The following is a 19,407-nucleotide window of genomic DNA, read 5'->3' as shown; positions in this document are numbered from 1 at the left end:
CATAGACCCTGGCTTGGCTTACGTCCATGCGGTGGGAACTTCCGAGTCGTGATCTCACGTCTGAACCTCAAAAACCTGTCGGTCCGGCGGGGCGGGCGCCTGCTTTTTGAAGGCCTGAACCTGGCGCTCGCCGCCGGCGAGGCCGCCGCGCTCACCGGCCGCAACGGGGCCGGCAAGACCAGCCTGCTGCGCACCATCTCAGGCCTCGTCCAGACCGAGGCCGGCGCCATCACCTTCGGCGACCTGGATCCAAGCACGGCAAGGGCTGAGGGCCTGCACCTGATCGGTCATCTGGACGGCCTCAAGCCGACCCGAACCGCCCGCGAGGAACTCGAATTCTGGTCCCAATGGACCGGCGGAACCCGCGCCTCGAGCGCCAAGGCTGTCGCCACCCTGGAGCTTTCCACCCTGATGGACCTAGAGGTCCGGCGGCTGTCGGCGGGGCAGAGGCGCCGTCTGGCGCTCGCGCGGCTGATCGCCGCTCCCCGGCCTCTGTGGCTGCTGGACGAACCGCTGAGCCCGCTGGACGCGGTCTGGCGGGAGCGATTCGGTCAAGTGATGGCTGGCCACCTGGCCACCGGCGGCCTGATCGTGGCCGCCGTCCACGACCCCCTGCCCGTGCCCCACAAGACCCTGGAGATCGGCGCATGAGCCGGGCCGGCGCCCTGCTGGCCCGCGAGGTGGCGCTCGCCTGGGGCAAGGGCGGCGGGCCACTGGTGTCGCTCGGCTTCTATGCCGGGACCGCGACCCTGCTGCCGCTCGCCACCGGGCCTGAGCCCGCGCGGCTGGCGGCCATCGCCACCGGCATGGCCTGGGTGGCCCTGGCGCTCGCGGCCCTGCTGTCGCTGGAGCGGCTGTTCGAGCGCGACTATGAGGACGGGGCCCTGGACCTGATCGTGCTGTCGCCCGTGCCGCTGGAGATCATCTGCGCCATCAAGTGCCTGGGGCAGTGGATCGCGACGGCTGCCCCCCTAGCGCTCGCCGCCCCGGTCGCCGCCATCGCCCTGGGGGCCAAGCCACAGCTCGCCCCCCTGATCCTGGTCTGCGCCCTGGTCGGAGGCCTGGCCTTCGCCTTCACCGGGGGGATCGGGGCGGCGCTGAGCCTGGGGGCCCGGCGCGGCGGCCTGCTGACCGCCGTGATCGTCCTGCCGCTGTTCGTGCCGCCGGTGATCTTCGGCGGCGCGGCGCTGGACGCCTTCGGCAATGGCCTGCCCTGGCACGCGGGCCTCACCCTGCTCTGCGCCTATGCCGCAGCCACGGTGGCGCTGGGCCCTCTGGCCATGGCCGCGGCCTGCCGCAACGCCCTGTCGTAGTTTCGGCGACGGAAACGGCGGGACCCGGCGTTGAACGGCCGAGGGATACAAACTCCGGAGTTCAGAGACCCCATGAAATTCACCACCCCGTTGCTGCTGAGCGGCGCGATCCTGACCCTTGGCCTCGGCGGCGCGGCGATCGCTCAGCCGGCCTCGGCCCCCATGGCCGGCGTCCAGGACGCCGGACCGCGCCACGACCGCGGTGACCGCCCGCGCCGCGATCCGGCCGAGATGGCCGCCAAGCACGCCCAGCACCTGCGCGACACCCTGCAGCTGACCTCGGCCCAGGAGCCGGCGCTGAACGCCTTCCTGCAGTCCATGACCCCGCCAGCCGGGATGCGCGAAAGGATGCGGGAGAACCGTGACGAGCGCGCCAACCTGACCACCCCGGAACGGCTGGACCGCATGAAGGCCCACATGGCCGACCGCCAGGTCGCCTTCGCGCGCCGGGCCGACGCCACGATGCGCTTCTACAGCCAACTCTCGCCCACCCAGAAGAAGGCCTTCGACGCGCTGGGCCCCATGGGCGGCGGCAACGGTCATGGCGATCGTGGTCACGGCGGTGGCCGGTTCGGCGGCGATCGCGGCTAAAGCCAGGCAATTCCTCCCCCACCGGGGGAGGGGGACCGCCGAAGGCGGTGGAGGGGGTTAGGACCGTGCCGATCCGACAGCCCAAGCCCCCTCCGTCTCGCGGGCTTCGCCCGCGATCCACCTCCCCCGAACCGCGCTGCGCGCTGGGGGAGGAATTAAGGAAGCGACCCCGACTTGCCCCAGGCGGCGCCGGGGTCTAATTCGCCTGGGCATGTTCCCGGCGCCCGCCTTCCTGTCGAATCCCGAGCGCTTCATGGCGTTCTCGCGCTGGGCCGCGCCGATGTTCGGCGTGATCGCCGCCGTCCTGGCCCTGGCCGGGCTGTGGCTGGGCTTCACCGCCCCGGAGGACTACCAGCAGGGCGACACCGTGCGGATCATGTTCATCCACGTGCCCGCCGCCTGGATGAGCATGTTTGTCTATGCCTGCCTGGGGGGCGCGAGCTTCCTGGCCCTGGTGTTCCGCCACGCCCTGGCCGACGCCGCCGCCCAGGCCGCCGCGCCGCTGGGGGCGGCCTTCACGGTTCTGGCGCTGGCCACCGGTTCGCTGTGGGGCCGGCCGATGTGGGGGACCTGGTGGGTCTGGGACGCGCGCCTGACCTCGGTCCTGGTCCTGCTGCTGTTCTATCTGGCCTATATGGCCCTGCGCGCCTCCCTGGACGACGAGGCCAAGTCGGCCCGCGCAGGCGCCATCCTGGCGCTAGTCGGCGTCGTCAATCTGCCCATCGTCCACTGGTCGGTGAACTGGTGGAACACCCTGCACCAGGGCGCCTCGGTGTTCCGCAAGGGCGGACCGACCATGACCGTCGACTATCTGTATCCCCTGCTGCTGCTGAGCCTGGCCTATATGGCCGCCTTCGGGTCCCTGTGGCTGGTGCGCATCCGTGGCGAGGTCTGGCGCCGCCGCGCCGAGGCCGCCGCCCTGCGCGCGGCAAGGGGCTGACCATGCTTGACCTCGATCCCGGTCCCTATGCCGCCTTCATCTGGCCAGCCTATGGCCTGACCGCCCTGGCTTTCGTGGGCATGATCGCCGCCAGTCTGAACCACGCGCGGCGCTGGCGGAAGAAGGCCGAAGCCCTGACCAAGGACCGTGAGGCGTGAGCCGTTGGCTGGCGGCCCTGCCGCTGATCGCCCTGGTGGCCCTGGCCCTGCTGTTTGGCCTGTTCGCCCTGAAGCACGACCCCCACGTCCAGCCCCAGGCCCTGGTGGGCAAGCCGACCCCCGATCTTATCCTGCCCAGCCTCGACGACGGCCGACCGCTGCGGCTGCGCCAGGTCGCCAAGGGCCCGGTGCTGATCAACATCTTCGCCTCCTGGTGCGCCCCCTGCGAGATCGAGCAGCCGGTGCTGGTGGCCATGAAGAAGCAGGGAATTCCCCTGGTGGGCGTCGCCTACAAGGACGCGCCCGACAACACCAAGGCCTTCCTGGCCCGGCTCGGCGATCCTTACCGGGCGCGGCTGGTGGACCGCGACGGACGAGCGGGGATCGAGCTCGGCGTCACCGGGGTTCCAGAGACATACCTCGTGGGCGCCGACGGCATGATCCTGGCCAAGCACACCGGGCCGCTGACGCAGCAGGACGCCCGGGATCTGTGGGCCAGAGCCTTTTAGGGTCAGATGGAAACCATCTGACCCGTTTAAGAAGGCTCTTATCTCAAAGGGTTCAAGTGCGCCGGACGGGTTAACCGGCTTCCACTTAACCCTGGCGCGCTTGCCGCGCGTTAACCCTCTGTTGACCATATTCGCGCGAGGACTGGGCTCGCGCATTAACCATAAGGCCGCCCGTGGCGCTTCCCATCAGACCCGGCTTCCCGCAGACCACCCAGCCGATCCAACGGCCGGACGCTGCGCGCAATGCGAGCCAGCGCGCCTTCTTCCAGGCGGCGCTGGGCGGTCAGCAGCAGGCCGCCGCCGCCCAGGCCATCGCCAACCCGATCAGCCGTCCGCATCCGATGGGCCGCATCCCGGCGGACCTCCCCGCCGAACCGCCGGAGAAGTTCCTGCGGCCGGGATCTTTGCTGGATATCAAGGTCTAGGGACGAGCCCACAGCCGCTCATCCCGGCGAAGGCCGGGACCCAGATACATTCTGAGCGTTTGGTGGGCTTTACCTGGATCCCGGCCTTCGCCGGGATGAGCGGGTAGGAGATCAGGCCGCCTTCTTGGCCTTCTTCTCTTTTTTGGGCTTCTCGGCCTTCGGAGCCTTTTCCGCCTTCTCAGCCTTGGGAGCCTTTTCGGCCTTCGGCTTCTTCACCTTGGCCGGCTTCTCGGCCTTGGGCTTCTTCGGCGCCTTCTCCACCGGCGGCGCGGCGGCGGCTTCGCCGGCGGCGATCAGGTCGCGCAGGACATTGACCAGGCCTTCGCGCTTGTTGGAGGAGAGCAGCTTCAGCAGCTTGGCGTCGGCCGCCGCCATCTTCGGCTTGGCTTCTTCCAGCAACTCACGGCCCGCGACGGTCAGACTGACGGCGTTGGCCCGGGCGTCGGAAGCGGAGCGCTGGCGCTCCAGCAGGCCCTTGGTGATCATGCGGGCGGCCATGTCGGCCAGGGTCGAGCGGTCGATGCCGGTAATGCGGACCAGGTCGGTCTGGGTCAGGCCCTCATGGGCCTCCACCGCCGCCAGCACCGCGTACTGGCGCTGGGTCGGGCCGCCGGCCTCGAAGGCGTCGGCATAGATGTCCAGGGACAGCTGCAACGCGCGGTGCAGCAGGTGGCTTGGGGACTTGTCCAGGGCCGGAAGCCCGCCGGATTTCGCGCCTGACTTCGATTTCGCCATGAGGTCGTCCCCGCCCGTCCGATTGGATCGGCCGGCAAGCTATACTCCGATCGCGTCGTTTTGACGACAGACGTCCGTGGACGGTCTATTCGACCGGCGGCACCGGAGGAATTTCGTCGAGCTTGGCGTACTTCATCATCAGCGGCACCTGCGAGAAGCCGAACAGGACGTGGATGATAGAGAGGCCCGGGAAGCGGAACAGCACCCAGACCTCGTCCGGCTGTGTCCGCCAGATGAACTCGTTGAGAGCCGCCACGCACAGGAAGAAGATCCCGTAGCGCCAGGTCAGCTTGCGCCAGCCCTCGTCGGGCATCTGGAAGGCCTTGCCCAACAGGATCTTCAGCGGATTCTTGCGCAGCACCAGGCCGCCGATCAGGAACAGGCCGAAGGCCACCGAGGTCACGGTCGGCTTGATCTTGATGAAACGGTCATCGTGGAAGAACAGGGTCAGGCAGCCGAACAGCACGGCGATGAGGCCGGCCACCAGGGGCATGGGGGCGATGCGCTTCTCCACCACATAGCCGATGATGAGGGCGAGCGCCGCGCCGGCCACCATGCCCCAGGTCGCCTGGACCGTGTCGTGGGTGATGAAGTAGGCGATGACGAAGCCCACCGGCCAGCCGTAGTCGACGAAGCCGGTGATGAACTTCTTGGCGCCAGGCGACAGGGTCATGCGTCCTCCAGACCGACGAGGGAACGGGCGAAGGCCCGGGCGTTGAAGGGCTGAAGATCCTCGATCCCCTCCCCCACGCCAATAAGCTTGATGGGGCTGTCCGACGCCTGGGCCACCGGCACCAGGACGCCGCCGCGGGCGGTGCCGTCCAGCTTGGTCATGACGATGCCGGTGACGCCGATCTGGTTGCCGAAGATGTTTTCCTGGGCCAGCGCATTGCGGCCCACCGTGGCGTCGAGCACCAGCAGGGTCTCGTGCGGGGCGTCCGGATCGATCTTCTTCACCACCCGGATGACCTTGAGCAGCTCGTCCATCAGGCCCTGCTTGTTCTGTAGCCGGCCGGCGGTGTCGATGAGGACCACGTCGTGGCCCTTCTCCTTGGCTGCGGCGATGGCGTCGAAGGCCAGGCCCGCGGCGTCGGAATTGGGCGGACGGGACATGAAGTCGGCCCCGGCGCGCTCGGCCCAGACCTTGAGCTGCTCGACGGCGGCGGCGCGGAAGGTGTCGCCGGCCACCACCAGCACCTTGGCGCCCTTGCCGGTCAAATCCGCCGCGATCTTGCCCAGGGTCGTGGTCTTGCCCGAACCGTTGACCCCGATGAACAGCACCACATAGGGCCTGGGGCCTGACAGCGGGTCGAAGGCGCCCTGGCGGCTGGAAAGCTCATCGCCGATGGCCTCGGCGAGGGCTTCCTTGATCTCCATCTCGTCAACGCTCTTGCCGAACTTGGCGTCGGAGAAGCGCTGGGTGATGCGGGCGGCCGAATGCGGGCCGAGATCGGCCTCGATCAGCATCTCTTCCAGCTCGTCGAGCTTGGCCTGGTCCAGGGGCGCCTTGGTGAAGGTCGCCGTCACCTGTTCGGTCAGCGCCTTGGACGACCGGGTGAGGCCGCCGGCGAGGCGCTGGAGCCAGCCCTTCTTGGGTTCAGTCATAGGCGGCTTCTAGCGGCTCCTCGGCGTGCGCGATAGAGGATGGGGAATGGACGCGCTCACCGCCACCCTGACCTGGCTGGACTATGCCGCCGTGGCCGTGTTCGGCGCCACCGGGGCGCTGGCGGCTGCACGGCGCAAGCACGACATCGTCACCTTCGGCTTCTTCGCCGCGGTCACCGGGGTGGGGGGCGGCACGTTGCGCGACCTGCTGATCGGGGCGCCCGTGTTCTGGGTGCAGAAGCCGGCCTATATCCTGGCCTGCCTGGCCGCGGCCATGGCGGTCTGGGTGTTCGGGTCGGGCAAGGGTCGGATGCGGGTGCTGCTCTGGCTCGACGCCCTGGGTCTGGCCGCCTACTGCGTGGTGGGCGCGGCCAAGGCGGCCTCGCTCGGCGCGCCGCCGTTCTCCGCCGTCGTGATGGGGACGCTGACGGCCTGTTTCGGCGGGGTGATCCGCGACGTGCTGGCCCACGAGCCCTCGATCCTGCTGAAGCGCGAAGTCTACGTCACCGCCGCCCTGGTGGGAGCCGGTGTCTTCGTGATCCTGCAGATGTTCGAGGTTGCGGGGTTCCCGGCGGGGTTGGCGGGTTTCGCCGCAGCCCTCGCCATCCGCAGCGGCGCCATCCTAAAGGGCTGGGCCCTGCCCGGTTTCCCGGGCCGCGGCACGCCCGAAGACTAGGCCTTGGGCGGCCAGGTCTCGGTGTCGTGGTCGGGGTGCTGGTGGCTGACCATGCCGGCGTAGAATTCCGCCACCCGCTCCGCCTGCTCCGGCGTCCGCTGGGGCAGATGTTCCAGGTCGTTCACATAGGGCAGGATGGATTCCACGCCGACCTGGAGAACCGGGACGATGGTCTGCGGATGGTCGAAGGCGCCGATGGCGATGTTGATCGGGTGGTCCGGCGATTCAAAGGAGAGCTGGGTGCCGCAGTCGCCACAGAAGCCGCGCTTGATCAGGTTGGAGCTCTGGAAATACTTCGGCGCGCCGCGGGTCCACTCGAAGGCGTTGGCGTCGACATAGGGACCGTAGAAGCCGCCGAAGGCCTTTTGGCACATGCGGCAATGGCAGATGCTGGCGCGGCCCAGGCTTTGCGCGTGGAAGCGCACCGCGCCGCATTGGCAACCGCCCGACCACCCGCTCATTCCGCCGCCTCCAGCACAGCCACCGTTCCGAGCACGCGGGCGCCGTCATGGCCGGTGATCCGCATGGGAACGATGGACCCCACGGCGGCCTCGCCGACATAGGCGATTTCGGTGAAGTCCTCGGCGCGGGCGACGCCGTCGCGCTCGACGAGGCCGGTGATGGTCCGGCCGACCTGGCGTTCCAGATGGCGAAGCAGGGCGACCTGGCCGGCGGCGCGCAGGCGGGCGGCGCGGTCCTTGATCACCGGGCGCTGCAGCTGGGGCATCCGCGCGGCGGGCGTGCCCGGGCGCGGGCTGAAGGGGAAGACGTGCAGGAAGGACAGCCCGCCCTCCTCGACCAGGCGCAGGGTGTTGTCGAACATCGCCTCCGTCTCCGTCGGGAAGCCGGCGATGAAGTCGGCGCCGAAGGCCACGTCAGGGCGCACGGCGCGAACGTCGGCGATCAGCTTGAGGGCGTCGGCGCGGCTGTGGCGGCGCTTCATCCGCTTGAGGATCATGTCGTCGCCGGCCTGTAGCGACAGGTGCAGATAGGGCATGAGGCGCGGGCTTTCGGCGAGGCAGCGCATGAGGTCCGGGTCGATCTCGGCGGCGTCGATGGAGGACAGCCGCAGGCGCGGCAGCTCCGGAACCAGCTTGAGGATGCGGGCCACCAGTTGGCCCAGCGTCGGCTGGCCGGGCAGGTCCGAGCCCCAGCTGGTGATGTCCACGCCGGTCAGAACCACCTCGAGATAGCCCTGGGCGGTCAGCTTGCGGACCTGCTCCACCACCTCGCCCGCCGCCGCCGAGCGGGAATTGCCGCGGCCGAAGGGGATGATGCAGAAGGTGCAGCGGTGGTCGCAGCCGTTCTGGACCTCGACATAGGCCCGGGCGCGATCCTTCAGCCCGTCGATCAGGTGGCCGGCGGTCTCGCGGACGCTCATGATGTCGTTGACCCGCACCCGGCCCTCGGGCGCGGTGGCGGCATAGGCGCCGGCCTCGGACTTTTCCGCATTGCCGAGCACCAGGTCCACCTCTGCCATGGCGGCGAAGGCGGCGGGGTCGATCTGGGCGGCGCAGCCGGTGACGATCAGCTTGGCGTCGGGACGCTCCCGGCGGGCCTTGCGGATCGCCTGGCGCGCCTGGCGCACGGCCTCGCCGGTCACCGCGCAGGTGTTGAAGACGATGGCGTTGGAGAGCCCGTCCTCGGCCGCCCGCGCACGGATGACCTCGCTCTCGTAGGCGTTGAGGCGGCAGCCGAAGGTGACGATGTCGACCTTGTCGGTCATGGCAGGACCCCGGTGAATTCGAGTTCCAGGCCGCCGGTCATGATCACGTGGCCGTCGCTCTCGCGCCACTCGATGACGAGGTCGCCGCCGTCGAGTTCCAGGGTCGCCTTGCGGTCGGTGAGGCCACGGCGGGCCGCCGCCACCAGGGCCGCGCAGGCGCCGGTGCCGCAGGCCTTGGTGAGGCCTGCGCCCCGTTCCCAGACCTTCAGGCGGATGCGGTCGCGGGCCTTGATCTGGGCGAAGCCGACATTGACGCCCTCGGGGAACAGCCGGTGATGCTCGATCATCGGGCCGACCTCGCGCACCGGCGCGGTCTCCGCGTCCTCGACAAAGAACACCACGTGGGGATTGCCCATGGAGACGCAGCCCGGGGTGTGCAGCAGCGGCGCGTCGATGGGGCCGACCTGGAGCTCGACGCCCCGGGTGTCCATCGCTTCCTCCAGGGGGATCTGCTTCCAGTCGAGGCCGGGCTCACCCATGTCGACGCTGATGCGCTTTTCGCCGGCGCGCCGTGCGGTGAGGATTCCCGCCTGGGTCTCGAAGCTCGCCTCGTCGCGCCCTGAGGCTTCCATCAGCAGCCAGCCGACGCAGCGGCTGGCGTTGCCGCAGGCGCCCACCTCCTCGCCGTCGGCGTTCCAGAAGCGGACGGCAGCGTCCGCGCGCGTCGAAGGATCAATGGAGACGATCTGGTCGCAGCCGATCCCGCGCTCGCGGTCAGCGATCGCGCGAACCTCGTCCGCGCTCGGCGCGAAGGGGGCGGATCGGGCCTCGACGACGACAAAGTCGTTGCCGAGCCCGTTCATCTTCAGGAACGGACGGCTCATGGTGGCGGCTATATAGGGGAGTTTCTCCGCCCGATCACCTTTGGCGAGACAGGACCTGCTGCGGGGCCCTAGATTTGGCCCATGAAAGTGTTTCTGACCGCGCTGACCGGCGCCCTGTTGCTGGCCCCCATGGCGCATGCCCAAGCCCCCGCCGACCCCTTCACGTGGCTGGAGGAGGTCGACGGTCCCAAGGCCCTGACCTGGGTCGAGGGCCAGAACGCCAAGTCCGCCAAGCGGCTGGAGACCGATCCCCGTTACGGGACGTTCCTCGCGCAGGCGCGCGCCATCTTCACCGCCAAGGACCGCATCCCGTGGCCCACCTTCCGGACCGGCGGGGTGGACAATCTCTGGCAGGATGACGCCCACACCCATGGCGTCTGGCGTCACGCGACGCTCGCGTCCTACCGCAGCGCGGACCCCGCGTGGGAGACCCTGCTCGACCTCGATGTCCTGTCGAAAGCCGAGGGCAAGAACTGGATCTGGAAGGGCGCCACCTGCCTGAAGCCGGCCGAGACCCTGTGCCTGGTGGAGCTGTCCGACGGCGGCGGCGACGCGGTGGAAGTGCGCGAGTTCGATACGGCCAAGAAGGCCTTCGTCGAGCACGGCTTCCGCTTCTCCCAGGGCAAGCAGAACCTGGACTGGATCGACGGCGACACCCTGCTGGTCAGCCGCATCTGGACGCCAGGTGACGAGACCCCCTCCGGCTATGCCTACATCGTCCGCACCGTGACCCGCGACGGCGTCGCCCGCGAAATCTATCGCGGCCAGCAGAGCGATGTCGGGGTCACTCCCATCGTCCTGCGCGGCGCGGGCGGCAAGGCCTACGGGCTGATGGCGCGGCGGGGCCTGACCTTCTTCGAGAACGAGTTCGTGCTGCTGGAGGGCGGCAAGACCCTGCCCATCTCCCTGCCGAAAAAGGCGGAATACCAGGCCTATGTCGACGGCCAGGCGATCTTCCAACTGAAGGAGACCTGGGGCGGTTTCGGGGCCGGCGCCCTCATCGCCTATGACCTAAAGGCGCTGAAGGCCGGGAGCGCCAAGCCTGTTCTGGTTTTCCAGCCTGGCCCGCGCCAGGCGATCACGGAGGTGGATGCGACCCACGGCCGGCTGGTGGTGAACCTGCTGGACGAGGTGAAGGGGGCGGTCGACACCTATGACCGCAAGGACGGCAAGTGGACCCCCACGCGGCTGGCCCTGCCCCAGGACGCCACCTTCACGGTGCGCTCCACCTCCGGTGACGACGACAAGGTCTTCGTGGCCGCGGAGGGCTTCCTCGATCCCACCAGCCTGTGGCTGGCCGATGCGGAGACCGGCAAGGCCGCCCCGGTCAAGGCCCTGCCCGCTCGGTTCAACGCCGCGACCCATGAGGTGAAACAGTATTGGGCGACCTCGTCCGACGGGGCGAAGATCCCCTATTTCGTGGTTCTGCCGAAGGGGGCCAAGCTCGACGGGTCGCTGCCCACCATCATGTACGGCTATGGCGGCTTCGAGGTGGCCAAGCCGCCGATCTACCTGCCCGAGATGGGCAAGATCTGGCTGGAGCGGGGCGGCGCCTATGTGATCGCCAATATCCGCGGCGGCGGCGAGTTCGGTCCGGCCTGGCACGACAGCGTGCTGCGGGAGAAGCGGCAGCTGTCCTTCGACGACTTCGCGGCCGTGGCCCAGGACCTGGCGGCGCGCAAGATCACCTCGGCGCGCCGGCTTGGCATCTATGGCCGTTCCAACGGCGGGGTGCTGACCACCGTCTCCATGACCCAGCGCCCGGAACTGTGGAACGCCATCGTGGTGGAGAGCCCGCTGATCGACATGCTGCGCTATCACAAGCTGTCGGCGGGGGCGTCGTGGATCGGGGAGTATGGCGACCCCGATGCGCCGGCCGACCGGGCCTTCATCGCCAAGTACTCGGCCTACCAGAACCTCAAGGCCGGGGTGAAATATCCCGAGCCCTATATCACCACCAACACCCGCGATGACCGGGTCCACCCGGGCCATGCGCGGAAGTTCGCCGCCCGGCTGGAGGCCATGGGCATCCCCTATCTCTATTACGAGCAGACCTTCGGCGGTCACGCCAACGACGCCGATCCCGAGCTGAACGCCCGCCGCTGGGCCCGGCACTATGTGTACCTGGCCCAGAAGCTGATGGACTGACCATGCTGGAAATCACGCCCCTGCGGCCGGAGGACCCGCCGCTGATCGCGCAGGCGTTCACCGACATCGGCTGGGATAAGCCGCAGGGGCAGTATGTCCGCTACCTGGAGGAACAGACCTCGGGCGACCGGCCGGTGCTGGTGGCGCGGGTCGACGGGGACTTCGCGGGCTACCTGACCGTGGTCTGGGTCCCGCAGTACGAGCCCTTCCGGGTGGCGGGGATTCCGGAGATCCAGGACTTCAACGTCCTGCCCCGCTATCGCCGCCAGGGGATCGGCACGGCCTTGATGGACGCCGCCGAGGCGTTGATCGGCACCCGGGGCAAGACCGCCGGGATCGGGGTGGGCCTCTATCCCGACTACGGTCCGGCCCAGCGCCTCTACGTGCTGAGAGGCTACCTGCCGGACGGCCGCGGCATCGCCTGGAACGGCATGACCGTCACGCCGATGCAGGAGGTCATGGTGGACGACGACCTGGCGCTCTACTTCACCCGGGACCTATAGTCCGGTCCTAGATCCGCTCGATCTTCGAGGCGGCCTCGTCGATGGCCGCGGCGATGGCGTCCACCTGATCTTCGGTCACGCCGCCGCGCTGCATGCGCAGGCGTAGCGCAGTTCCGAGGTTCTGCATGGCGCGCTGCAGCTTGGGCCGGGCGCCGGAGGAGTGTTCGGCGGCGTCGTCCAGGCGGGCGAAGATGGCGTCCACCGAAGCGCGGTTGGCTTCGAGAGCCTCCTTGCCGGCGGCCGTCGCTTCATAGGCCTTGCGTCCGCCTTCGGCGGCGATGGGGACCACGAAGCCCTCGTCTTCCAGGAGGGAGAGGGTGGGGTAGATGACGCCGGGCGAGGGCCGATAGGCGCCGCCGGTGCGATCTTCCAGTTCGCGCATGACCTCGTAGCCATGGCGGGGTTTCTCAGCCAGCAGGGCCAGGACCAGGAACCGAAGGTCCCCATGTTCCAGCAGCCGGCCGATGCGGCCGGCGCGTTCGCCGCTGCGCCCGCCGCGAAGGTGTTCGCGCAGATGTCCGCCGAAGCCATGGCGGCTGCGATGTTCGTGTCGGTGAGAGAAGTGTCTATGCATTTTCAGATCCTATTTAGACATATCGATATTGCAGATATATCTAATCAAGATCGGAATGCAATAGCGATATATCGAAATAGGTCGCGATCGGCGATCCGGGACGGGCGAGGCCCGCCCCGGATGCGTTCAGGCCTTGGCTATGGCGGTCTCGATATCGCCGACGGCGTGACCCGTCAGGTCCTTGGCCAGCTCGCCCAGCAGCTTGGCCTCCAGAGCCTTGTGGTAGTGGCGGCGAAGCTCGCCCAGGGTCTTGGGCGCGGCGATGATGAAGAGGTCGCCGATCTTGCCGCTCAGCACCTGGCTGTTGAGCCAGCCGGCGGTGGAGGCCGCGAAGCCGTCCTCGATCTGGGTGCTGTCATCGGGATTGCCCGCGCTGGACCCGTGATGGCTGCCGGCGCTGCCGTCCACCAGCTCCAGCTCGGCCGCTGGCTGAAGCGTCAGCTTGGCGTGAAGTTCGTCGCCGCCATTGCGGTAGATGTGGAGTGTGGCGCCGTCAGCGACGGCGACCGTCGCGCCCTTGGGAAGTTGCATGTCTTGCTCCGATGAATGGAAAGTCCTTCCCGGAACGTCTGACGCAGCCAATCGGTCCCGCCATGATCTGGCTCAAGCCGGCCACTCAAGCCTCGCGGAGGGTCTCGGCCAGCAATCGGCCCTCGGCGCCTCGGCTGGAGCCGGACCGCCAGGCCACCACGATCTCGCGGCTGGGATGGTCGGCCCGCAGGTGGCGGACGGCGACGTGGGCGGCCTGGGTCAGGCCCGCCTCCACCGCCATGGCCGGCAGGTAGGTGACCCCAAGGCCTGAGCCCACCATCTGCACCAGGGTCGGCAGGGAGGTGGCGGCGAAGGCCTCCTCGTCGCCGGTGGCCTTTGGCGGCTTGAGCCCGCAGGCCGACAGCACATGGTCGCGCAGGCAGTGGCCGTCCTCCAGCAGGATCAGGTCCTCGCCCTCCATGGCCGAGGGCGGGAATTCCAGCTGGTTGGCCAGGGGGTGGTCGGCGGGAATGGCGGCGAGAAGCTCGTCGTCCGAAACGTGGGCATGGGCCAGGCCCTGCATATCGAAGGGCAGGGCGATCAGCGCCGCGTCGAGCTGACCGGCCTTGAGCGCCGCGATCAGCCGCTGGGTGAGGTCCTCGCGCAGATAGAGCCGCAGCTTGGGGAACCGCGACCGCAGCAGGGGAAGGGCCTTGGGCAGCAGGAAGGGGGCGATGGTGGGGATGACCCCCAGGCGGAAGCGGCCGGTGAGCGGCTGGCTGGCGTTCTTGGCCGCATGCATCAGCTCCTCGGCCTCGTTGAGGATGGTGTTGGCGCGGGTGAGCGCGGCCTCCCCCACCGCCGTGAGGATCACGCCGGAGCGGGCGCGGTCGACGACGGGCGCGCCCAGGGTGCGCTCGAGTTCCTGGATGCCGGCCGATAGGGTGGGCTGGGTGACGTGGGCGGCCTCTGCGGCCTTCCCGAACGCCCCCTGCTCGGCGAGGAACTTCAGATACTGCAGCTGGCGGATGGTGGGGAGCATGGGGTCAATCTATGGAAAGGCCGGCATCGATTGAGAGAGCATAGCCCAATTCGTCATCCCCGGGCTTGTCACGGGGACCCATGATCTCCGCCCGTCCGCAGACAGCGCGGCGGCCGCCGTGGCGACTTGCTGAATCTCGGAGATCATGGGTGGCCGGGACAAGCCCGGCCATGACGATCAAAGGTTAGGGAATTAGGCCGCCACCGCTTCCGTCGCCTCGGTGGGCAGGCGGATCAGGTAGTCGAAGGCTGACAGCGCGGCCTTGGCGCCGTCACCGGCGGCGATGACGATCTGCTTGAAGGGCGTGGTGGTGGCGTCGCCCGCCGCGAAGACCCCGGGAACCGAGGTGGCCCCATGGCCATCCACCTCGATCTCGCCGCGCGGGGACAGCGCCATGGCGCCCTCCAGCCACTCGGTGTTGGGGACCAGGCCGATCTGCACGAAGATCCCCTCAAGTTCGACGGTGTGCAGGGCCTCGGTGGCGCGGTCGCGATAGACCAGGCCGTTCACCTTGGCGCCGTCGCCCAGCACCTCGGTGGTCAGGGCCGAGGTGATGATGGTGACATTGCCCAGGCTGGCCAGCTTGCGCTGCAGCACCGCGTCGGCGCGCAGCTGGCTGTCGTATTCGATCAGGGTGACATGGGCGACGATGCCGGCCAGGTCGATGGCCGCCTCGACGCCGGAATTGCCGCCGCCGATCACCGCCACCCGCTTGCCCTTGAACAGCGGACCGTCGCAGTGCGGGCAATAGGCCACGCCCGAATTGCGATACTGCTCCTCACCAGGGACGCCCATCTGCCGCCAGCGGGCGCCGGGGGCCAGGATCAGGGTCTTGGCGCGCAGCACCGCGCCGTTCTCCAATACGATCTCATTGAGGTCGCCGGCCGCACGGGCCGGGATCAGCTTGGCCGCCTTCTGCAGGTTCATCACATCGACGGCGTAGTCGCCGACATGCTGCTGCAGGCCGGAGACGAACTTCGGGCCTTCGGTGTACGGAACGGAAATGAAGTTTTCGATGTCCATGGTGTCCAGCACTTGGCCGCCGAAACGCTCGGCCGCCAGGCCCGTGACGATGCCCTTGCGGGCGGCATAGACCGCCGCCGCCGCGCCGGCCGGGCCGCCGCCCACCACCAGCACGTCGAAGACCCCCTTGGCGCCGATCTTCGCCGCGTCACGGGCCGCCGCGCCGGTGTCCAGCTTGCCCAGGATCTGCTCCAGGCTCATGCGGCCCTGGTCGAAGGGCTGGCCGTTCAGCAGGACGGTGGGCACGGCCATGATCTTGCGGGCCTCGACCTCGTCCTGGAACAGGCCGCCGTCGATGGCGGTGTGGCGGATGCGCGGGTTCAGCACGCTCATCAGGTTGAGCGCCTGCACCACGTCGGGGCAGTTCTGGCAGGTGAGCGAGAAATAGGTCTCGAAGGTGAAGTCGGCGTCAAGCGCCTTCACCTGGTCGATGACGTCGGCCTCCACGCGCGGCGGGTGGCCGCCGGCCTGCAGCAGGGCCAGGACGAGCGAGGTGAACTCGTGGCCCATGGGCAGGCCCGCGAAGGTCACGCGAGGCTCAGACCCCTCGGCCCCCACGGTGAAGGAGGGCACGCGCGCATCGGTCCCGTCCTCGCGGAGGATGATCTTGTCGGAGGCTTCCGCGATGTCGGCCAGCAGGGCCTTGAGCTCAGCCGACTTGGCCGAGGCGTCGAGGCTGGCGACCAGGGCCACGGGATGGCGCAGGTTCTCCAGATAGGTCTTGAGCTGGGACTTCAGGCCTTGATCCAACATGACGGACTCCGGTGGGGACGCGGGAATTGGGAGAGGGTGCGTGGCCGCCGTTCCCATGAACGGCGGCCACGCGGGCAGGCTTAGATCTTGCCGACCAGGTCCAGGGACGGGGCCAGGGTGGCCTCGCCTTCCTGCCACTTGGCGGGGCAGACCTCGCCGGGGTGCGAGGCGACGTACTGGGCGGCCTTGACCTTGCGCAGCAGCTCGATGGCGTCACGGCCGATGCCGCCGGCGGTGATCTCGACGATCTGGATCTTGCCGTCGGGGTCGACCACAAAAGTGCCGCGGTCGGCGAGGCCGGCCTCTTCGATCATGACGTCGAAGTTGCGGGTGATCACGCCGGTGGGGTCGCCCACCATGACGTAGTCGATCTTCTTCACGGCTTCGGAGGTGTCGTGCCAGGCCTTGTGGGCGAAGTGGGTGTCGGTGGAGACGCTGTAGATCTCCACGCCCAGCTTCTTGAACTCGGCGTAGTTGTCGGCCAGGTCCTCAAGCTCGGTGGGGCATACGAAGGTGAAGTCGGCCGGGTAGAAGAACACCACCGACCACTTGCCCTTCAGGTCGGCGTCCGACACGGAAATGAACTTGCCGGCTTGGAAAGCGTCGGCCTTGAACGGCTTGATTTCGGTATTGATAAGCGACACGCGAGCTCCTTGGTTCGGAATGGAGCCCGGGTTCTATACGGCGCCGCAGCATCGGGGAAATTGATAATCTTTGGAATTGGGATAGATTTTATCTATCTATACATCCCTGGCGAGTGGTTCGCGTTTCTTTGCGGCACAAGGGTTTTTGAGGCCGGCCCGCCGGACGCCGCACGTCTTCGCCAAAACAACAGCTTGGCTGTTTCGACCGCATCGCAGCAGAGGGGAGACGCCTCAGTCCGGCTTGCCGGTCTCAATCTGCTTTTTCAGTCGGCCCACCTGCTCGCCGATGACGCCATCCACCGGCTTGGCCCACTGCTCGGCCAGCCCGCCCTTGGCGTAGCCGCCGACGTCGTAGGTGACGGTGAGAACCGTGGTTGTGGGATCTGCGCCGGGCTTGAAGGTGAAGGCCAGGTGGCCGCTGGCGCCGGTGAACTGCAGGGGACCCAGCGCGCCCGAGAGGCGCAGGGCGTCGGGGCCGGCATAGACCACAGTCATATGGCGCACGAAGCCGCCCTTCAGCGTCTCGCAGAAGCAGCCGGTCGCCAGGTCGATGGAGAGGTTCTTGGCGTCCCCCGACCAGCTGTGGGCGGAGCTCCACCAGGCGGCCGGCTGCAGGACGGCGGCGCGCACCTTGGCCGGCGGGGCGGCGATGGTGACCACATGGCGGACCTCGAAGCCCTGGGACGATTGGTCGGCCACCTCTGCGCGCGCGGCGCCGGCCAGCGACAGGGCGGCCAGGGCCACCAGCACGGTCTTCATGGAAGCACTCCTTGCTAAGCCTGCTCGAAGCTTAGCGGAGCCCCCCAGAAAGTCTCCACCAGCGTGTGCTGGGCGCCGGGGTTGCCGGTGGTGAGGAACACGCGGCGGCCGGTGTCGCCGGCGGTGTATTCCGGATGCTTGGCCAGATAGGCCTCCAGGGCGTCGGCGGTGGCCTCGGGCTGGTGGATCAGCGGGGTGCCGGGCGTCAACGCCGCGCGGAACATGTCGGCCACCATCTCGTAGTGGGTGCAGCCCAGGATCGCGCGGTCAGGGGCGCGGCCGATGCGGGTGCTGATGGCCTTGACGTGGGCCTCGACCTGGGTGGCCAGCTCCACGGCGCCGGCGCCCGTCTCGATCATGCGGGCAAGGTCCGGGCAGGGCTCGGAGAAGACGGCCACGTCCTGGCGGCGCTTGTCGATCTCGATCTCGTAGACCCGGGAACGGGCGGTGGCCGGGGTGGCGAACACCGCCAGCACGTCCAGCTTCTCCACCTTGTCGCCCCGGCGGTCGGCCTCGTGCTCCCACGGCAGGCCGGTGGCGGCCTCGATTGTGGGCACGATAATGCCGAGCACATTCACCGAGCGTTGTTTTTCCTTCCGGTAGCCCGGCAGCCAGGTCTGCTGCAGACGCCGAAGCGCCACGCCGGAGGCGGTGTTGCAGGCCAGGACCACCAGATCGCAGCCGCGGTCGAAGAGCGCCTCGCAGCCGGCGCGGGTAAGATCGACGATCTCCTCCCCCTCGCGGCCGCCATAGGGCGTGTTGGCCTGATCGGCGAGGTAGATTAGGTCTGCCTGCGGGAAGCGGTCCACCAGCCGACGGTGCACCGTCAGCCCGCCCACCCCGGAATCGAAAACGCCAATGGCCATGGATCGCGCTTAACCTTCCGGCGCGGCAGCGTCCAGCGCGGTCTCTGGCGGACAGGTTCACTGAACATGGTTACCCACTATTGACAGCAATGTCAGCCTGACATAAGCGTCATTCCCAATTGGCCAGTCCTCCCCAAGCCTGGCTTGTCCCTCCTCCCCGAGATCAACTCAAAGCTATGGCTATTCCCCTCTCCGCGCGTCCCGGACTTCCCAAGGACGACCCTGAGTCCACCTGGATTGTCGGGGTCGAAGTCGACCTCGCCACCGCGCTGGCCCTGGCGCGCGCCTCCACCAAGGCGATGCTGGAACTCTCTCCCCTGGCCCACCGCGAAATCGCCGCGGCCCTGGCCCATGAGATCGACGTCCTGGAAATCCAGCGCGATCCGCTTTCCCTGGCCGCCGCACAGGCCCTCAAGCAATACCTGCCGGAGGCCGCCTGACCCCTCGACGCCCCATGAGGGTCAATCACGAAGCCCGCGCCGCGGCGGCCGAAAACCGCCGCGCGCAGACCCGCGCGCGCCTGATCGAGGCGGCGATGACGGTCATCGCCGAAAAGGGCCCGGAGGCCTCGTCCATCGAGGACTTCGTCGCCGCCGCCGGCGTCTCGCGGGGCACCTTCTACAACTACTTCCCGACCTTCGAGGACCTGCTCCACGCCCTCAACACCGAGATTTCCGAGGCTCTCGACAAGACCCTGGAGCCGATCCGGACCGGGATCGATGATCCAGCGGTCCTGCTCTCCACGGTCATCCACCGCATCTTCGCGGCCTTCACCCTGGATCCGGTGCGCGGCTGGCTGGCCCTGAAGATCGAGGCCACGGCGATTCCGCGCCAGGCGGTGTTCGAGGCGCGCTTTGACGCCATCTATGCCGCCGCCGTCGCCAGCGGCCGCTTCCGCCAATGCGATGTTGCCGCCGCCCGCAACCTGGCCTTCGGCGCCTTCCGCATGGGCCAGCGCGACATGGTGTTAGGGGAGGTCGGCCCCGATCACGCCGTGGATCTGGTATCCCTGATGCTGATCGCCTTCGGTCTGACCCCAGGCGAGGCCGGCAAGATCAGCCGCGACGCCTTCGAGGCGGCCCATCAGGCGCTGCAACGCCCAAACTAGGACATTACGGTCCT

25 protein-coding genes are annotated in these 19,407 nt (G+C 68.4%); 12 read left to right on the top strand and 13 right to left on the bottom strand.

Annotated features, from left to right (window positions below; translation table 11 throughout):
* The first annotated feature begins 48 nt into the window (after window positions 1–48).
* The 7 genes from ccmA to JKL49_RS02010 all read left to right on the top strand — a co-directional run bounded on the left by ccmA (window position 49) and on the right by JKL49_RS02010 (window position 3,936).
* The gene (gene ccmA / locus JKL49_RS02040; protein ID WP_215337980.1) at window positions 49–651 is read left to right on the top strand and encodes a heme ABC exporter ATP-binding protein CcmA; all 603 of its coding nucleotides are present in this window, start codon (window positions 49–51) and stop codon (window positions 649–651) included.
* Window positions 648–1,313, top strand: coding sequence for a heme exporter protein CcmB (ccmB, locus tag JKL49_RS02035; RefSeq protein ID WP_215337978.1), 666 nt, complete (start codon window positions 648–650; stop codon window positions 1,311–1,313). The genes ccmA and ccmB overlap by 4 nt, the downstream gene beginning before the upstream one ends.
* 72 nt (window positions 1,314–1,385) lie before the next feature.
* Window positions 1,386–1,904 carry a Spy/CpxP family protein refolding chaperone gene (locus JKL49_RS02030; RefSeq protein ID WP_215337976.1) on the top strand — a complete coding sequence of 173 codons (519 nt, stop codon included), beginning with the start codon at window positions 1,386–1,388 and terminating at the stop codon, window positions 1,902–1,904.
* A 211-nt stretch (window positions 1,905–2,115) separates the two neighbouring features.
* Window positions 2,116–2,844 carry a heme ABC transporter permease CcmC gene (gene ccmC / locus JKL49_RS02025; protein ID WP_215337974.1) on the top strand — a complete coding sequence of 243 codons (729 nt, stop codon included), beginning with the start codon at window positions 2,116–2,118 and terminating at the stop codon, window positions 2,842–2,844.
* A 2-nt stretch (window positions 2,845–2,846) separates the two neighbouring features.
* Window positions 2,847–3,002 (top strand): heme exporter protein CcmD, encoded by a 156-nt coding sequence (ccmD, locus tag JKL49_RS02020; protein ID WP_215337972.1) that lies wholly within the window; start codon window positions 2,847–2,849, stop codon window positions 3,000–3,002.
* Window positions 2,999–3,511 carry a DsbE family thiol:disulfide interchange protein gene (locus JKL49_RS02015; RefSeq protein ID WP_215337970.1) on the top strand — a complete coding sequence of 171 codons (513 nt, stop codon included), beginning with the start codon at window positions 2,999–3,001 and terminating at the stop codon, window positions 3,509–3,511. Before ccmD ends, JKL49_RS02015 begins: the two co-directional genes overlap by 4 nt.
* Window positions 3,512–3,684: 173 nt before the next feature.
* Complete coding sequence (locus JKL49_RS02010) at window positions 3,685–3,936, top strand: hypothetical protein (protein ID WP_215337968.1); 252 nt, start codon at window positions 3,685–3,687, stop codon at window positions 3,934–3,936.
* A 111-nt stretch (window positions 3,937–4,047) separates the two neighbouring features.
* Here the strand turns inward: JKL49_RS02010 and JKL49_RS02005 are convergent, their stop codons facing one another.
* From JKL49_RS02005 to ftsY, 3 genes are all read right to left on the bottom strand, one after another.
* Entirely contained in the window at window positions 4,048–4,671 is a 624-nt protein-coding gene (locus JKL49_RS02005) for a MarR family winged helix-turn-helix transcriptional regulator (protein WP_215337966.1), read from the bottom strand.
* An 85-nt stretch (window positions 4,672–4,756) separates the two neighbouring features.
* Complete coding sequence (locus JKL49_RS02000) at window positions 4,757–5,344, bottom strand: inner membrane-spanning protein YciB (RefSeq protein WP_215337964.1); 588 nt, start codon at window positions 5,342–5,344, stop codon at window positions 4,757–4,759.
* Complete coding sequence (gene ftsY, locus JKL49_RS01995; protein WP_215337962.1) at window positions 5,341–6,276, bottom strand: signal recognition particle-docking protein FtsY; 936 nt, start codon at window positions 6,274–6,276, stop codon at window positions 5,341–5,343. Before ftsY ends, JKL49_RS02000 begins: the two co-directional genes overlap by 4 nt.
* 46 nt (window positions 6,277–6,322) lie before the next feature.
* Here ftsY and JKL49_RS01990 point away from each other — a divergent pair, with 46 nt between their 5' ends.
* The gene (locus JKL49_RS01990) at window positions 6,323–6,952 is read left to right on the top strand and encodes a trimeric intracellular cation channel family protein (protein WP_215337960.1); all 630 of its coding nucleotides are present in this window, start codon (window positions 6,323–6,325) and stop codon (window positions 6,950–6,952) included.
* Here the strand turns inward: JKL49_RS01990 and JKL49_RS01985 are convergent.
* The 3 genes from JKL49_RS01985 to dapF are packed head-to-tail and all read right to left on the bottom strand — an operon-like array spanning window position 6,949 to window position 9,502.
* On the bottom strand, window positions 6,949–7,413 hold the full coding sequence (locus JKL49_RS01985; RefSeq protein ID WP_215337958.1) for a GFA family protein: 465 nt from the start codon (window positions 7,411–7,413) through the stop codon (window positions 6,949–6,951). The two genes, JKL49_RS01990 and JKL49_RS01985, sit on opposite strands and share 4 nt — an antisense overlap.
* Complete coding sequence (gene mtaB, locus JKL49_RS01980) at window positions 7,410–8,678, bottom strand: tRNA (N(6)-L-threonylcarbamoyladenosine(37)-C(2))-methylthiotransferase MtaB (protein ID WP_215337956.1); 1,269 nt, start codon at window positions 8,676–8,678, stop codon at window positions 7,410–7,412. The genes JKL49_RS01985 and mtaB overlap by 4 nt, the downstream gene beginning before the upstream one ends.
* The gene (dapF, locus tag JKL49_RS01975; protein WP_215337954.1) at window positions 8,675–9,502 is read right to left on the bottom strand and encodes a diaminopimelate epimerase; all 828 of its coding nucleotides are present in this window, start codon (window positions 9,500–9,502) and stop codon (window positions 8,675–8,677) included. The genes mtaB and dapF overlap by 4 nt, the downstream gene beginning before the upstream one ends.
* 81 nt (window positions 9,503–9,583) lie before the next feature.
* Between dapF and JKL49_RS01970 the strand changes: the two genes are divergently transcribed.
* Window positions 9,584–11,650 (top strand): prolyl oligopeptidase family serine peptidase, encoded by a 2,067-nt coding sequence (locus JKL49_RS01970; protein WP_215337952.1) that lies wholly within the window; start codon window positions 9,584–9,586, stop codon window positions 11,648–11,650.
* Window positions 11,651–11,652: 2 nt separating this feature from the next.
* Window positions 11,653–12,153, top strand: coding sequence for a GNAT family N-acetyltransferase (locus JKL49_RS01965; protein ID WP_215337950.1), 501 nt, complete (start codon window positions 11,653–11,655; stop codon window positions 12,151–12,153).
* Window positions 12,154–12,160: 7 nt separating this feature from the next.
* Here JKL49_RS01965 and JKL49_RS01960 read toward each other — a convergent pair whose 3' ends face one another.
* The 7 genes from JKL49_RS01960 to JKL49_RS01930 form a co-directional block, all read right to left on the bottom strand.
* The gene (locus JKL49_RS01960; protein WP_215906449.1) at window positions 12,161–12,727 is read right to left on the bottom strand and encodes a PadR family transcriptional regulator; all 567 of its coding nucleotides are present in this window, start codon (window positions 12,725–12,727) and stop codon (window positions 12,161–12,163) included.
* Between the two features lie 126 nt (window positions 12,728–12,853).
* On the bottom strand, window positions 12,854–13,258 hold the full coding sequence (locus tag JKL49_RS01955) for a host attachment family protein (protein WP_215337948.1): 405 nt from the start codon (window positions 13,256–13,258) through the stop codon (window positions 12,854–12,856).
* An 85-nt stretch (window positions 13,259–13,343) separates the two neighbouring features.
* On the bottom strand, window positions 13,344–14,240 hold the full coding sequence (locus tag JKL49_RS01950; RefSeq protein ID WP_215337946.1) for a LysR substrate-binding domain-containing protein: 897 nt from the start codon (window positions 14,238–14,240) through the stop codon (window positions 13,344–13,346).
* Window positions 14,241–14,432: 192 nt separating this feature from the next.
* The gene (gene ahpF, locus JKL49_RS01945) at window positions 14,433–16,016 is read right to left on the bottom strand and encodes an alkyl hydroperoxide reductase subunit F (protein ID WP_215337944.1); all 1,584 of its coding nucleotides are present in this window, start codon (window positions 16,014–16,016) and stop codon (window positions 14,433–14,435) included.
* 80 nt (window positions 16,017–16,096) lie between these two features.
* Window positions 16,097–16,660, bottom strand: coding sequence for an alkyl hydroperoxide reductase subunit C (ahpC, locus tag JKL49_RS01940; protein ID WP_215337942.1), 564 nt, complete (start codon window positions 16,658–16,660; stop codon window positions 16,097–16,099).
* Between the two features lie 231 nt (window positions 16,661–16,891).
* The gene (locus tag JKL49_RS01935) at window positions 16,892–17,419 is read right to left on the bottom strand and encodes an SRPBCC family protein (RefSeq protein WP_215337940.1); all 528 of its coding nucleotides are present in this window, start codon (window positions 17,417–17,419) and stop codon (window positions 16,892–16,894) included.
* 14 nt (window positions 17,420–17,433) lie between these two features.
* Entirely contained in the window at window positions 17,434–18,285 is an 852-nt protein-coding gene (locus tag JKL49_RS01930) for a glutamate racemase (RefSeq protein WP_215337938.1), read from the bottom strand.
* Between the two features lie 176 nt (window positions 18,286–18,461).
* On the opposite strand from JKL49_RS01930, the gene JKL49_RS01925 reads away from it, so the two are divergent.
* Window positions 18,462–18,725, top strand: coding sequence for a hypothetical protein (locus tag JKL49_RS01925; RefSeq protein ID WP_215337936.1), 264 nt, complete (start codon window positions 18,462–18,464; stop codon window positions 18,723–18,725).
* 14 nt (window positions 18,726–18,739) lie between these two features.
* Window positions 18,740–19,393 (top strand): TetR/AcrR family transcriptional regulator, encoded by a 654-nt coding sequence (locus JKL49_RS01920; RefSeq protein ID WP_215337934.1) that lies wholly within the window; start codon window positions 18,740–18,742, stop codon window positions 19,391–19,393.
* Window positions 19,394–19,407: the final 14 nt, after the last annotated feature.

The sequence above is a fragment of the Phenylobacterium glaciei genome (assembly GCF_016772415.1).
Lineage (GTDB): Bacteria > Pseudomonadota > Alphaproteobacteria > Caulobacterales > Caulobacteraceae > Phenylobacterium > Phenylobacterium glaciei.
This window is presented reverse-complemented; position numbering and strand designations above follow the sequence as displayed.